The 14,418-nt window shown below is 64.5% G+C and carries 14 protein-coding genes; 6 read left to right on the plus strand and 8 right to left on the minus strand.

From position 1 onward, the window contains the following. The first annotated feature begins 47 nt into the window (after nt 1-47). Nucleotides 48-1,046 carry a hypothetical protein gene (locus C8N32_RS15475; RefSeq protein ID WP_107891712.1) on the plus strand — a complete coding sequence of 333 codons (999 nt, stop codon included), beginning with the start codon at nt 48-50 and terminating at the stop codon, nt 1,044-1,046. Here C8N32_RS15475 and upp read toward each other — a convergent pair whose 3' ends face one another. From upp to C8N32_RS06700, 5 genes are read right to left on the minus strand one after another with little or no spacing between them, the layout of a single operon-like run. After that, nucleotides 1,047-1,679 (minus strand): uracil phosphoribosyltransferase, encoded by a 633-nt coding sequence (upp, locus tag C8N32_RS06680; protein WP_107891713.1) that lies wholly within the window; start codon nt 1,677-1,679, stop codon nt 1,047-1,049. It lies immediately after the preceding gene. Next, a complete protein-coding gene (locus C8N32_RS06685) occupies nt 1,672-2,637 on the minus strand; it encodes an adenosine deaminase (protein WP_107891714.1) in 966 nt (321 codons plus the stop codon). Before C8N32_RS06685 ends, upp begins: the two co-directional genes overlap by 8 nt. After that, on the minus strand, nt 2,634-3,845 hold the full coding sequence (locus C8N32_RS06690) for a phosphopentomutase (RefSeq protein ID WP_107891715.1): 1,212 nt from the start codon (nt 3,843-3,845) through the stop codon (nt 2,634-2,636). Before C8N32_RS06690 ends, C8N32_RS06685 begins: the two co-directional genes overlap by 4 nt. Beyond that, nucleotides 3,845-5,152, minus strand: coding sequence for a thymidine phosphorylase (locus tag C8N32_RS06695; protein WP_107891716.1), 1,308 nt, complete (start codon nt 5,150-5,152; stop codon nt 3,845-3,847). Before C8N32_RS06695 ends, C8N32_RS06690 begins: the two co-directional genes overlap by 1 nt. Next, entirely contained in the window at nt 5,152-5,544 is a 393-nt protein-coding gene (locus tag C8N32_RS06700; RefSeq protein ID WP_107891717.1) for a cytidine deaminase, read from the minus strand. Before C8N32_RS06700 ends, C8N32_RS06695 begins: the two co-directional genes overlap by 1 nt. Before the next feature lie 217 nt (nt 5,545-5,761). On the opposite strand from C8N32_RS06700, the gene C8N32_RS06705 reads away from it, so the two are divergent. The 3 genes from C8N32_RS06705 (at nt 5,762) to C8N32_RS06715 (ending at nt 10,646) form a co-directional block, all read left to right on the plus strand. Further along, nucleotides 5,762-7,657 carry a propionyl-CoA synthetase gene (locus C8N32_RS06705; protein WP_107891718.1) on the plus strand — a complete coding sequence of 632 codons (1,896 nt, stop codon included), beginning with the start codon at nt 5,762-5,764 and terminating at the stop codon, nt 7,655-7,657. Between the two features lie 95 nt (nt 7,658-7,752). Beyond that, nucleotides 7,753-9,297 carry a response regulator gene (locus C8N32_RS06710; protein WP_107891719.1) on the plus strand — a complete coding sequence of 515 codons (1,545 nt, stop codon included), beginning with the start codon at nt 7,753-7,755 and terminating at the stop codon, nt 9,295-9,297. Then, nucleotides 9,294-10,646: a sigma-54-dependent transcriptional regulator gene (locus C8N32_RS06715; protein ID WP_107891720.1), complete on the plus strand. Its 1,353-nt coding sequence runs from the start codon at nt 9,294-9,296 to the stop codon at nt 10,644-10,646. The genes C8N32_RS06710 and C8N32_RS06715 overlap by 4 nt, the downstream gene beginning before the upstream one ends. Here C8N32_RS06715 and C8N32_RS06720 read toward each other — a convergent pair. Beyond that, nucleotides 10,643-11,410, minus strand: a complete 768-nt coding sequence (locus C8N32_RS06720) for an NAD kinase (RefSeq protein WP_107891721.1) — start codon at nt 11,408-11,410, stop codon at nt 10,643-10,645. The two genes, C8N32_RS06715 and C8N32_RS06720, sit on opposite strands and share 4 nt — an antisense overlap. A gap of 155 nt (nt 11,411-11,565) precedes the next feature. Here C8N32_RS06720 and glyA point away from each other — a divergent pair, with 155 nt between their 5' ends. After that, a complete protein-coding gene (gene glyA, locus C8N32_RS06725) occupies nt 11,566-12,861 on the plus strand; it encodes a serine hydroxymethyltransferase (RefSeq protein WP_107891722.1) in 1,296 nt (431 codons plus the stop codon). 30 nt (nt 12,862-12,891) lie between these two features. Further along, on the plus strand, nt 12,892-13,650 hold the full coding sequence (locus C8N32_RS06730; RefSeq protein ID WP_107891723.1) for an alpha/beta fold hydrolase: 759 nt from the start codon (nt 12,892-12,894) through the stop codon (nt 13,648-13,650). On the opposite strand, the gene C8N32_RS06735 is transcribed toward C8N32_RS06730, so the two are convergent. Together C8N32_RS06735 and C8N32_RS06740 are read right to left on the minus strand one after the other, a co-directional pair. Beyond that, a complete protein-coding gene (locus tag C8N32_RS06735) occupies nt 13,647-14,135 on the minus strand; it encodes a cytochrome b (protein ID WP_107891724.1) in 489 nt (162 codons plus the stop codon). The two genes, C8N32_RS06730 and C8N32_RS06735, sit on opposite strands and share 4 nt — an antisense overlap. A gap of 52 nt (nt 14,136-14,187) precedes the next feature. Beyond that, complete coding sequence (locus tag C8N32_RS06740) at nt 14,188-14,361, minus strand: CTP synthetase (protein WP_107891862.1); 174 nt, start codon at nt 14,359-14,361, stop codon at nt 14,188-14,190. Nucleotides 14,362-14,418: the final 57 nt, after the last annotated feature.

Below are 14,418 nucleotides of genomic sequence, written 5' to 3' on the forward strand. Positions count from 1 at the left end.
CGGGCTATGGTTTGCCAAATCAATAAGATGCAGGCAGACCCGTGCCGATGACGGCCCTTCACAAATTCCAGCGGCTCGAAAGCCCCGGCCTGTGGCGCGATACGCCACAGGCCCAGCGTCGCGACGTGATCGTGTCATTCGGTGAAAACTCCCTGGTCATTTCAGATTTTAACGAAATCGCCCTGACTCACTGGTCATTGGCCGCGGTAAGCCGGCTCAATCCCGGACGCATGCCCGCGCTCTACAGCCCCGGAGAAGACGCCACCGAAACGCTGGAAATCGACGACGCCACCATGGTCGGTGCGATCGAGAAAATCCGCGCTGCCCTTGGCCGGGGGCGTCCGCGCTCCGGCCGGCTGCGGCAGGGGACGGCGGCGGCGGCGGCTCTGCTGGTCCTGGGGCTGGCGGTGTTCTGGCTGCCGGGCGCGCTGGTCCGGCATGCGGTCGGTGTCGTGCCGCCCGAAATCCGGGCCGAGATCGGGCAGGATCTTCTGCGCAGGGTCACCGTCCTGCACGGCCCCCCCTGCGTCAGCACCGGCAGCAGCCGGGCCTTGACGGACCTCTCGGCACGGCTGTTGCCCGGCAAGAACACGCGGCTTGTAGTCCTGCCCTCAGGGGGAGTGTCAGCACATTTGCCAGGGGGCATGATCCTGCTGAACCGGGCCCTGATCGAGGAGCATGAAGATGCCAGCGCCCTGGCCGCGCATACCCTGGCAGAGGATCTGCGCATCACCCGTCAGGATCCGCTCTCGCGGGTGCTGCGTCACGCGGGCGTTCTGGCGACCTTCCGTTTCCTGACCACCGGCGCCCTACCCGAAAGCGCCCTCGACGCATACGCCAGGGATATCTTCACCGCGCCGGCCCAACTGCCCGCGAACCAATTGCTGGACCGCTTCGCCGTGGCGGGCGTGTCCCCCGGCCCTTATGCGCGCAGCCTTGGCCGGAAAGGGGCCGCGCTGCTGTCGCAAGCCGCGCCGCCGGCCAATGCGCCGGTGCCCCTCATGCCCGATGGGGAATGGGTTCGCCTTCAGGCCATGTGCAACTGATCACTTGGTTCCGAACATCCGGTCCCCGGCATCTCCCAGACCGGGCACGATATAACCGTGCTCGTTCAACCGCTCATCCAGCGCGGCCGTGATGACAGGCACATCCGGATGCGCCTCTTTCATCCGGGCAACGCCTTCAGGCGCGGCCAGCAGGCACATGAAACGAATATCCGTCGCCCCTGCCTCTTTCAGCAGGTCGATCGCCGCAACCGCGGAATTGCCCGTCGCCAGCATCGGGTCGACCGCCACGACAAGCCGGCCCGCCAGATCCTGCGGCAGCTTGACGTAATACTGTACCGGGCGCAGGGTCACCTCATCCCGGTAGAGGCCCACAAACCCCACCCGCGCCGAGGGGATCAGTTCCAGAACACCGTCGAGCAGCCCGTTCCCCGCCCGCAAGATCGATATGAGCGCCAGCTTCTTGCCGGCCAGAACCGGGGCCTGCATCGCACAAACCGGCGTGTCGATGGGCCTGGTGGTCAGTTCCAGATCGCGGGTGACCTCGTAAGCCAGAAGCTGGCTGATCTCACGCAACAGGCGGCGGAACTCCGCGGTCGAGGCCCCTGCCTCACGCATGAGGGTCAGCTTGTGCTGGACCAGCGGGTGCCGGACAATGGTCAGATACTCAGACATCGGGGGCCTCCAGATGTTTCAGCAAACGCGCGCGGGTCAGGTCATCGCAGAAGGCCGCGCGGGCCGCAACCCGGTTCAATGCCGTGAAATCGGCCTCTGCCCAACCAAAGGTTTCCGCCAGCATGGTATATTCCCGCTCCATCGTGGTGGCGAAAAACGCCGGATCGTCGGTTGAGACAGTCACCGCCACCCCCGCCCGGCGTAACCGGTCGATCGGGTGTGCGGCCCAGCCCGCCACCGCCCGCAAAGCAACGTTCGACCCCGGGCAGACCTCCAGCACAACGCCGGTCCCGGCAAGCTGCGCCACCAAGGCCGGATCCTGTGCCGCACCGATGCCATGCCCGATACGCGAGACGCCCAGCGTCAGAACATCGCGCACCGAAGCCGGGCCGCCCCATTCCCCCGCATGGGCCGTCAGGCCCAACCCCGCCTCGCGCGCCATGTCGAAGGCATAGGCGAAATCGGCTGCGCGCCCCGCCCCTTCCTCACCGGCCATGCCGAACCCGACGATGAAATCTCCCGCTGTTTCCGCCGCACACAATGCCGAGCGTCGGGCCGGGATCCCGCCGAAATGGCGGATGCAGGTGACGACGCCGCGCAGTTCGATTCCCGGCACGCGCACCTCCGCGATGGCATGCAGATAGTCGCGCCACGCGGCAACATCGCCCCCGCCGCAGAAATCCGGCGAAAGAAATGTCTCAAGGTAGATCACACCCGCCTGCGCGGCGTTCTCCAGGACAGTGCGGGTCAGGCGGGCATAATCCTCAGGCTGGCGCAAAACCGAGGTCACGGCCTCGTATACCTTCAGGAACCGTGCAAAATCACGATACAGATAGCCGCCTTCGGGCGCGAAGATGCCCGAGATATCCTCCCCATGACGACGCGCAAGCTCGCGGATCAGCTCCGGTGGCGCGCCCCCTTCCAGATGATAATGCAACTCTATCTTTGGCAGGCTCAAAGAAAGCTCCTCCCCGGCCCGGCCGCAGGCACGTCCAGATGGGCCGCAACGCTTGCGGCGACATCCGCGAAGGCCCGCAGACCGACTGACCGTCTCCCTGCACCTGCGCCCAGAACGGGCACCCGCTCCCGCGTATGGTCGGTGCCGGGCCATGTGGGATCATTCCCATGATCTGCGGTCAGCAGAACCAGATCGCCGGGGCGGCGCACCGCCAGAATGCGCCCCAGCCCGGCGTCGAACCGTTCCAACGCACAGGCATAACCCGAAATATCGCGGCGATGGCCATGATGGCTGTCGAACTCCACGAAATTGGCAAAGGTCAGGCTGCCATCGGGCGCCTCCCGCATGAGGTCGTGCCAGTGGTTCATCAGGGTGGCATCGGTCCCCTTGCGGACCTCGTCTATCCCGCACATCGAGAAGATATCCCCGATCTTGCCGACAGCCTGCACCCGCCGCCCCGCATCCTGCACCCAGTCGCACAGCGTCGGAGCCGGAGGCGCGATGGCATAGTCATGCCGGTTCGCCGTGCGGGTAAAGCCCCGTTCGGCATCCCCCACGAAGGGCCGCGCGATCACCCGGCCCACTTTCATCGCATGCACCTCCGGGGCGATGGCGGCACACAGATCCAGCAGACGTCGCAAACCGAAGGTTTCTTCATGCGCCGCAATCTGAACCACGCTGTCGGCGGATGTGTAGCAGATCGGCCAGCCGGTCCGCATATGCCCGGCCCCGAGGCGGGCGATGATTTCCGTCCCCGAGGCGTGGCAATCACCAAGAACGCCGCCCGTCCCGGCCACCGCGGCGATCTGCGCGCTCAGCTCCGGGGGGAAGGCGGGCACCCGGTCGGGAAAATAACGCCAGTTCCATGGCACCGGCACACCCGCCAGTTCCCAATGTCCCGACGGCGTGTCCTTGCCGGGGGAGGTTTCTTCCAGAACCCCCCAAAGACCCTGCGGTGCAGCCCCCAGCCCAGGCCCCTGCGCGCCGCTGGCCAGGATCAGCGCCGCCCCCAGGCCCAGCGCATCGAGATTGGGCAGACGCAATGGGCCGGAACGCCCCTCTTCCGCCCGGCCTTCGGCGCAGGCCCGGGCAATATGGGCCAGCGTATTCGCCCCGGTGTCAGGGACATCGCCATTGAAGAACTCCCCCGCATCCGGGGCGCCGCCGACCCCGACCGAATCCATCACCACAAGAAACGCGCGCGGCATCAGCCGATCCTTTCATAGATCAGGGGTGCCGGCCGGGGCGCGGCATCGCCCAACGTGAAGGCCCCACGCAGGATACGGGCCGCATCCTCGGCCTCATCCGCGTTGGCGGCGTGGATCAGCGCCAGCGTCATGCCCGGCATGATGGCCTCCCCCAGCATCACGATTTCCGACACTCCGACGGAAACATCGATCCGGTCGCCTTCGCGGTGCCGCCCGCCGCCCAACGCAATGACTCCCCGGCCTAGCATCCGCCCGTCGATCGCCTGCACGATCCCCGTGCGATCTGCCCGCACCGGGCGAACCACCGGCGCGGCGGGCAACCGGTCGCGCCAGCGTTCGACGAAATCCAGCGGGCCGCCAAGCTCGGCCACCATCTCCCCAAAGCGCAGAGCGGCCTCACCGGATTCCAGAACCTGCGCAATGCGCCCCGCGCCATCGGCGGCGTCTTCCGCCAGCCCGACCAACGCCAACGCCTCCCCCCCCAGGGTACAGGTCAGATCCCACAAGGCCGGGGTGACGCCAGTGCCGGTAAGCGTTTCCATCACCTCGATCACTTCCAGCGCATTTCCACAACTGCCCACCAGCGGCTGGTTCATGTCGGTAATCAGCGCCGAGGCCATGCACCCCGCCCCCTGTGCCGTCCGTACGAGCGCATGCGCCAGATCCCGCGCCGCTTCGATATCGGTCATGAACGCCCCGGAGCCAGTCTTCACATCCAGCACCAGCCCCTCCAGCCCGGCGGCCAGCTTTTTCGACAGGATCGAGGCCGTGATGAGATCGCGGCTTTCGACCGTACCGCTGACATCGCGAATGGCGTAAAGCCGTTTGTCCGCCGGAGCGATGTTTCTGGAAGCCCCCACGACAGCACAACCGACCTGCGCGGTCACAGCCTTGAGCTCCGACAGGCCGACCTCGGTGCGGTACCCCGGAATCGCGGCAAGCTTGTCCAGCGTACCGCCGGTATGACCCAACCCCCGACCGGAGATCATCGGCACGAAAGCCCCACAGGCGGCCAGCGCCGGGGCAAGCAGCAGACTGACACAATCGCCCAGCCCGCCAGTGGAGTGCTTGTCCACGACCGGGCCGGGAAGATCCCAGTTCAGCACCTTTCCGCTGTCGCGCATGGCACAGGTCAGGGCCGTGCGGTCCTCTGGCGAAAGCCCCCGAAGACAGACCGCCATCGCGAAGGCGCCGGCCTGCGCATCGCTCACCGCGCCAGAAGCCAGCCCCTGTGCAAACCATTCCAACGCCGACACCCCGAGCGGTTCACCGCGCCGCAATTGCGCAATAATGTCGCGGGCGTCCATTATCCCCGCCCCATATGGAGGCCTGAAAACGCCCCGGGCAGCAACGCCCCCACCGTCGTGGTCAGCGTCTCGCCCGTAAGGGTCGCCAGTGTCACCGGCACATCCGGGCCGGCAAACTCGGCCAGTTTTTGACGGCAGCCTCCGCAGGGCGGCACCGGGGCGGGACTATCCGCGATCACGGCGACCTCTGCGATTTCCCGCTGACCGGCGGCGACCATTGCGGCGATTGCCCCGGCTTCGGCACAGGTTCCCTGGGGAAAAGCTACATTTTCAACATTGCATCCGGTGAAAACCGCACCGCTCCCGCTGCGAATGGCAGCCCCGACCCTGAAGCCGGAATAAGGGGCATGGGCGTTTTCGCGCACGGCACGTGCAGCGGACAAAAGCGGCATGATTGTCTCCCGTGTTCCCTTTCCGCAATCTGCGGCGCAGTCCGGCCGGTTGCAAGGCTGCATCTTCACGCCGCGGGCGAGTCATATTCACAAAATGGTTGCATGCCATTGTGTGCCGTTATAGGCGATGCGCCATCAACCCCATTGGTTTCTATCTTGCGCAGAGAGCCCTCTCTGCGTAACAGAATTTCCAAAATGCACAGGAGGGACACCTAAAATGAGCTATGCCGAGATTTACGAAGGCTGGAAGGCTGATCCCGAAGCTTTCTGGATGCAGGCCGCAGACGGGATCGAATGGACCAGGAAGCCCTCCAGGGCGCTTTTTGACGACAAGGCCCCGATATACGAATGGTTTTCGGACGGGTTGGTCAATACCTGCTGGAACGCGGTGGACCGGCATGTGGAGAATGGCCGCGGCGACCAGCCCGCCATCATCTATGACAGCCCCGTCAGCGAAACCCGCCGGGTGATTTCCTATGTCAAGCTGCGCAACGCGGTGGCAACGCTTGCGGGGGCGCTGCGTGCCAAGGGCGTGGGCAAGGGCGACCGGGTTATCATCTATATGCCGATGATTCCCGAAGCCCTGGAGGCGATGCTGGCCTGTGCCCGGCTTGGCGCGGTGCATTCGGTGGTGTTCGGCGGCTTCGCCAGCCATGAACTGGCCGTGCGCATCGACGACTGCAAACCCAAGTGCATCATCGCCGCGTCCTGCGGAATCGAGCCGGGCCGCATCGTCCACTACAAGCCGTTGCTGGACGACGCGCTGGCGCAATCCGGGCACCAGCCCGATTTCTGTGTCATTTTGCAGCGCGAACAGGAAGTCGCCCATCTCGAAGAGGGGCGCGACTACAACTGGCACGGCTTTCAGTACGGTGTCGAACCGGCCGAATGCGTGCCTGTCGAAGGCAACCATCCCGCCTATATCCTGTATACGTCCGGCACGACGGGCCAGCCCAAGGGGGTTGTGCGATCGACCGCGGGGCATCTGGTGGCCCTGAACTGGTCGATGAAAAACGTCTACGGTGTCGATCCGGGCGACACGTTCTGGGCGGCATCCGACGTCGGGTGGGTCGTCGGACACAGCTATATCTGCTACGCACCGCTGATCCACGGCAACACCACCATCGTCTTTGAGGGCAAGCCCATCGGGACCCCCGATGCGGGCACATTCTGGCGCATCATCCGCGACTACAACGTGAAGGTGCTGTTCACCGCGCCCACGGCCTTTCGCGCCATCAAGCGCGAGGATCCGCTGGGCGAATTCATCCGCAAATATGACACCTCCTGCCTGAAGACCCTGTTTCTTGCCGGCGAACGCGCCGACCCGGATACCATCAAGTGGGCGCAAAATCACCTGAACGTCCCGGTGATCGACAACTGGTGGCAAACCGAAACCGGGTGGGCCATAGCCGCAAACCCGATGGGAATCGAGCCGCTTCCTGTCAAGCTGGGCTCTCCTTCCGTCGCAATGCCGGGCTATGACATCCGCATCCTTGACGAGGGCGGGCACGAGGTCGGGCCAAACACACTGGGGGCGATCGGGATCAAGCTTCCACTGCCGCCGGGGACCTTGCAGACCCTGTGGAACGCCGAAGAGCGGTATCTCAAGTCCTACCTGTCCCATTTCCCCGGTTACTACGAAACCGGCGACGCAGGCTATAAGGACGAGGACGGGTACGTCTACATCATGGCCCGCACCGACGATGTGATCAACGTGGCCGGCCACCGTCTTTCCACGGGCGCGATGGAAGAAGTCCTGGCCAGCCATCCGGACGTGGCCGAATGTGCCGTCATCGGTGTTTCGGACGATCTGAAGGGCCAGGTACCGATGGGCTTTTTGTGCCTGACGTCGGGCGTGGAGCGCGACCACGGCGCAATCGTCCGGGAATGCGTGAAGCTGGTGCGCGACCAGATCGGCCCGGTCGCGGCCTTCAAACTGGCCTGCGTGGTGGACCGCCTGCCCAAGACGCGATCGGGCAAGATCCTCCGCGGAACAATGGTCAAAATCGCCGACGGGCAGGATTTCAGGATGCCGGCCACGATAGACGATCCGGCCATCCTCGACGAAATTGCCGAAGCCCTGAAGGGGCTTGGCTACCCAAAGGCAGCCTGATCCCCCGGTGCGCGGGCGCCTTGGGCGCCTGCGCACTGGATAACCGGATCAAAAAAGGCTAATTGGAATAGACGCAATCTTTGCGGGTGTTCCGAATGAGCCAGATCGCCCCACATCCCGCCGCGGCGCGGCAGGGCTTCAACACCGACAGTGACCTGCATCGCAAGCGGGCCTCACTTCTGGGGCATGACATCCGTACGGCAGTCTCCGACATCGTCGGCGGCCTGTCCCTGATGGATCTCTCCGACCTCGATGACCCCTCCCGCCTTCAGGGAGAGCGCATACGATCCGCCGCCGCGCAGCTTGTCCGCCTGACCGACGAGGTTCTCGCCCTTTACACCGGCGAGGCCGTTCAGGCGACGCGCGTCCCTGCTTACCCCTTACGCACGCTCCTGGATTCCGTCGCGATGCGCTGGCGGGCCAATGCGCTTGAACGCGGCGTACGCTTCGTGTCCAGAAGGGATGCGGACCTTCCCGCAGAGATCGGCACCGAACAGGGTGCCCTGGAACGCATTCTTTCCAACCTTCTGGGAAATGCCATCAAGTACAGCGAAGGTGGCACCGTCTACATGAAAACGACGATGGGAAGTCACGAAACGCTTTGCTTCGAGATTCGCGACAGCGGGCCGGGGTTTTCCAGTGGCGCGATAGCACGACTTTTCGAATATCGCGGGCGCTGCCCCGAAAACACCAAACCGGGGGACGGGCTGGGGCTGCATATCGTGCGAGACCTCACCGATCGGATCAATGCCCGGATGCATGTCTCAAACCACCCCGAGGGCGGCGCGCAGGTATCCATCATCTTGCCGCGCACGACATGGGCTCCGGGGCTGACCGGTCCCGGCGGGGGAAACGGCCTTCCGGACCTTTCGGGGTGGCGGATACTTGTCGCCGAGGATAACGCCACCAATCAACTCATGCTCCGGCAGATGCTGGAAACACTCGGCGCCCAGTGTGAAATCGCCGCGGACGGCCACGCTGCGCAGGAAGCCCTGCGGCGAGAGAATTTCGACCTTGCCCTGATCGACATCGAAATGCCCCGCCGATCAGGCATCGACGTCATCGCCGACCTGCGGGGCAGGGCGGGGCGCAACAGCGACATTCCCGTTCTGGCGGTGACGGCCTTCGTGCTCAGCGCATCCCGGGAAGAGATCTATACCGCCGGGGCCGACGGCATCCTGCCCAAACCGATTCTCAGCCTCGAGGCCTTTGGCGAAGCGATCGGACTGGTCCTGAAAAAGCGTGATCCGCAGCAGGATTTGTACCCCAATCTGCCGTCACCCGCTGCGTACTGTGCCCTCAGTCTCGACCGGCTGCTGGCGCTCTCCCCCGATGGGGGGCACGAATTGCTGCGCCACTTGCAGGACGATTTCTCCGACACTGAAAACGACCTGCGCAAGGGGTTTGCCGCGCGGGATTGTGGCGCGCTGCGCGCCCGGTCCCATGTTCTGATCTCGCTGGCCGGGGCGATCGGGGCAAAGCGGATGCAGGCCCGCGCCGAGGCCCTGAACCAGGCTGCCCATGAAAACGACTGGGAAAACATCTCCGCGATCCTCCCCGGCCTGACAGACGACATCGAGGGTCTGGTGACCCGTCTCTCGAAAGAGACCGCCCGCCGCTTTTACGGGCATGCACGATGAACGTGCCAGTCCTTCTGGTCGAGGATACGCCTTCGTTACAGGTGGTGTACAAATCCATCCTTCAGAACGCCGGATACACGGTCGTCTGCGCCGGCAATGCCCGTGAAGGACTGACCGCCTTTCGGGAAAACAACCCCGATGTCGTGTTACTGGACCTGATGCTGCCGGACCGCCCCGGCCAGGATCTCATGACCGAGTTTCTCCACCAGCGCCCCACGACACGGGTCATTGTCATCACCGCGAACGGGTCCATCAACCGGGCGGTGGACGCGATGCGGGCCGGGGCCTACGAATTCCTGCTCAAGCCGTTCACCGAACAACGTCTGTTGCACGCGGTGGAAACCGCCCGCGCCGAGCGCGTGGAGCCCGCTTCCACCCCCCCGCACCCAGCGGGATTCCTGGGCAGTTCTCCCACGATGAAGAAGGTTTACAGCCGCATCGCATCGGTCGGAAAATCCATGGCAACGGTCTTCATCACCGGCGAAAGCGGCACCGGCAAGGAAATCTGCGCACAGGCGGTCCATGAAGCCTCCAACCGGGCGCGGGGACCGTTCGTGCCGCTCAACTGCGGGGCCATACCTGCGGACTTGCTGGAATCGGAGGTTTTCGGCCACCTCAAGGGGTCCTTCACCGGCGCACTTTCCGACAAGCCCGGCGCCGCGGCGGTAGCCGATGGCGGCACCTTGTTCCTTGACGAAATCTGTGAGATGGACCTGAACCTGCAAACCAAGCTGTTGCGGTTCTTGCAAACGTCGACGATCCAGCCGGTCGGGGCGTCACAACCGCGCAAGGTGAATGTGCGAATCATCTGCGCCACCAACCGCGACCCGCTGGCGGAGGTTCGTGCCCGCCGGTTTCGTGAGGACCTTTACTATCGCCTGCATGTGGTTCCAATCCACCTGCCCCCCCTGCGGGACCGGGGCGGCGACGTGATCGATATCGCCGAAGGCGCGCTGACACGGATGGCGGCGGAAGAAAACCAGAGTTTTACCCGGCTGTCCAACGAGGTGAAGACCCTGTTTTGCCAGCTACCCTGGCCGGGTAACGTGCGCCAGCTGCTCAACGTGCTGCGCCACGCAGTGGTGCTTTTCGATGGCCCGGAGGTGACACTTGACATGCTGCCGGTCGAGCTTTTGCACGAACGCGACACGGTCGTTACCTCCACCGTGACTTCCGGGCTGGCGACAAGCGGACTTCTGGGGAAATCGCTCGCGGAAATCGAACAGATGGTGATAGAGGAAACCATCGCCCATGCCGGGGGCTCCGTACCGCGTGCCGCGCGTATTCTCGATGTTGCGCCTTCCACGATCTACCGCAAGCGCGGCCAGTGGAACCGCCCCGAATCTTAGAAGAACTGCTCCCGGATCAGGCGCTCTTCCAGCCCGTGATCGGGATCGAACAGGATGCGATGCGTGATCGCCGGCTCGGACATGATCTCCACGCTGGTCACGATGCCCACCCCGCGGCTGTCGCCTTCGGCCATGACCGGGCGCTTTTCCGGATTGATGGCCTCCAGGCGTACCGTCGAGGTGGTGGGAACCAGCGCCCCGCGCCAGCGCCGGGGCCGGTAGGCCGCCACCGCCGTCAGCGCCAGCACATCGGCCCCGATCGGCAGGATCGGCCCATGGGCGGAATAGTTGTAGGCGGTGGACCCGGCCGGGGTCGCCACCAACGCCCCATCGCACACCAGTTCCTCCAGCCGCACCTTGCCATCGACGCTGATGCGCAGCTTTGCCGCCTGTGGCCCCGCACGCAGCAAGCTCACTTCGTTGATCGCCAGTGCCTCGGCCGTAGAACCGTCGGGGCGGGTCGCGCGCATGCGCAGGGGGTTGAGATAGACCTCTTCCGCCTCCTCCAGCCGGTCGGTCAGGGCTTCGGACTGGAACTCATTCATCAGGAACCCCACGGTTCCGCAATTCATGCCGTAGATCGGGCGCCCCAGGCTCTGATGGCCGTGAAGCGTCTCCAGCATGAACCCATCGCCGCCCAGCGCCACGATCACATCGGCACCGACGGGGGGCACATGACCATAGCGCGCCTCCAACGCGGCAAGGTTTCGTTGCGCGGCCTCCGTCTGGCTGGCAAGAAATGCAATTTTCCGAAACCGTGCCATTCCTGTCCTTTCGCGCGTTTCTGAAAATGTCATCGCGCGCCCGGATCGGAAACACAAGGGCCGGTTAACACAGCCTGCGGGTCGCAAACGCCCTTTTGCCGCCGGGGAAGTTTGGATAAAAACGCCGCACAGTCGGCCCACCAGGAGATGCCAAGATGACAGATACCCCCCGCGACAGCGACTTCTTCACCGAAGACCTGAGCACCCGCGACCCGGAAATCGCTGCCGCCGTGGCGCAGGAGCTTGGCCGCCAACGTGACGAGATCGAACTGATCGCCAGCGAGAACATCGTCTCCGCCGCCGTGATGCAGGCGCAGGGTTCGGTGCTGACCAACAAATACGCCGAAGGATATCCTGGGCGGCGCTATTACGGGGGCTGTCACTTCGTGGATATCGCCGAAAACCTGGCCACCGCCCGCGCCTGCAAACTGTTCGACTGCGGCTTTGCCAACGTACAGCCCAACTCCGGCAGCCAGGCCAATCAGGGGGTCTTCACCGCACTGCTGAAGCCGGGCGACACGATCCTGGGCATGTCGCTGGACGCGGGCGGTCACCTCACCCACGGGGCGGCACCGAACCAGTCTGGCAAGTGGTTCAATGCGGTGCAATACGGCGTGCGTGAAAGCGACCTGCTGCCCGATTACGATCAGATCGAGGCCCTGGCCAAGGAACACCAGCCGAAGATGATCATCGCCGGCGGCTCCGCCATTCCGCGCGTTCTGGATTTCAAACGCTTCCGCGAGATCGCCGACATGGTCGGGGCCTGGCTGATGGTGGATATGGCACATTTTGCCGGGCTGGTCGCGGCGGGGCTGTACCCTTCCCCCTTCCCGCACGCCCATGTCGCCACCACCACCACCCACAAAACCCTGCGCGGCCCGCGCGGCGGCATGATCCTGACCAATGACGAGACTCTGGCCAAGAAGTTCAACTCTGCCATCTTCCCCGGCATTCAGGGGGGGCCGCTGATGCATGTGATCGCGGGCAAGGCGGTTGCCTTCGGTGAAGCCTTGCGCCCCGAGTTCAAGACCTACCAGAAACAGGTCATCGCGAACGCGCAGGCGCTGTCTGCCGCACTGATCGCGGGTGGGCTGGACATCGTCACCGGCGGCACCGACAGCCATGTCCTGCTGGTAGACCTGCGGCCCAAAGGCGTAAAAGGAAACGCGACCGAAAGGGCGCTTGGCCGGGCGCATATCACCTGCAACAAGAACGGCATCCCCTTCGACACCGAGAAGCCGACGATCACCAGCGGTATTCGGCTTGGCTCTCCCGCCGGGACGACGCGCGGCTTCGGTGAGGCCGAGTTCACCCGGATCGGGACATGGATCACCGAGGTCGTCGACGGGCTGGCCGGCAGCGGCGAAGAGGGAAATGCCGCCGCCGAAGCCAAGGTCAAGGCCGAGGTAGAGGCGCTTTGCGCGCGCTTTCCTATCTATCCGAACCTGTAACGAAAGGGGGCCCTTCGGGGCCCCGAACACATGCTCAACACGGTCTCTCTTGGCTCTGGCGGCACACCGCTTCTGATCGCACACGGTCTTTTCGGCTCGGCGCGCAACTGGGGCGTCATCGCCAGGAGGCTGTCGGATACGCGCCGGGTGCTTGCCGTGGATATGCGCAACCACGGGGAAAGCTTTCGCGCGCCCGCCCATCGTTACCCGGACCTGGCCGCCGACCTGGCCGAGGTCATCGAAAAACAGGGCGGCCAGATCGATGTTCTGGGGCATTCGATGGGGGGCAAGGCGGCAATGATGCTCGCGCTCTCCCGGCCCGGGCTGGTGAGGCGGCTGGTGGTGGCCGATATCGCCCCGGTCGCCTATGGGCACAGCCAGTCGCACCTGATCCGGGCGATGCGCGGGCTGGACATCGCCCCCATGACCCGGCGCAGCGAAGCGGATGGCGCGCTGGCGCAGGAGGTGGAAACCCCTTCCGTACGGGCCTTCCTGTTGCAATCTCTGGACCTGAAGGTCCGCCCACCCCGCTGGCGGCTGAACCTTGATGTGCTGGAAGCCGAAATGGCGCACATCACCGGATGGCCAGAGGGCGTTGCGGGGGCCTTCACCGGCCCCGCGCTGTTCTTGTCGGGCGATCTGTCAGACTATGTTGAGCCCCGGCACCGCCCCCGGATCAAGGCCTTGTTCCCGGCGGCCCGGTTCGCAAGGATTCCCGGCGCGGGCCACTGGCTGCACGCCGAAAAACCGCGCGAGTTCGAAGCTGCCGTGCGCGCGTTCCTCGATTAATCCTGCGGCACCCTCATCCGGGTCATCGTGCCATCCTTGCGCAGAAAATGCCCGGCAAGCGCCGCCGCCACATGCAAAATGACAAGCAGCAAGAGCAGCGTCGTCAAAAGTCCGTGGATTGCGCCCGCCGTCGCAGAGGTTTGCGACCATGCCACCATCCCCGATACGGGCAACAGGATCAAAAGCGCGTAAAACGCCCCGAAAAGCCCCTTTGACACCTTGACCTGTGCCGCCGAGTGGGAGGAAACCGGCGCCGGCACCCCGCGCTGCACCCGCAGGATAAGACGCCAGAAACTCAGGACAAGCACCAGGATTCCCAACGCGATATGGCCGCCCGCCAAAGGCGTCATCGCCGTTGCGCCACGTTCCAGCCCATCGCGGAAGGCTGCCGAAACCCACCCGTTGAACAGAAACTGAAGCGCAACAAGGGCCACGATGACCCAGTGCAGGCGGATTTGTATCCGTGAGTACCCCGAAACCGACATGATCCAGTTCTCCGTTTGTCAGGATGTCATCTGATCGGCGCAGACGCGCCGGTCAGTACAGTGTGCGGGCCACCGCCCAGGACAGCGGCAAGGACAAGATCAACCCGACGGCCGCCGCCACGATGGGGCCCGGCGTGCCGAACCCTGCCATAAGAAAACCCAGGATCCCCACCCCCATGAGAGTGGGGAGTATCAGGGAAAACAAAAGCGTCGCCAACCGTGCCACCACAGATCCCCTCGTCACAAAACAAATGTTGGAAAAGCGCCTTTTATGGTGGATGTC

Source organism: Rhodovulum imhoffii (genome assembly GCF_003046545.1).
GTDB classification, from domain to species: Bacteria; Pseudomonadota; Alphaproteobacteria; order Rhodobacterales; family Rhodobacteraceae; genus Rhodovulum; species Rhodovulum imhoffii.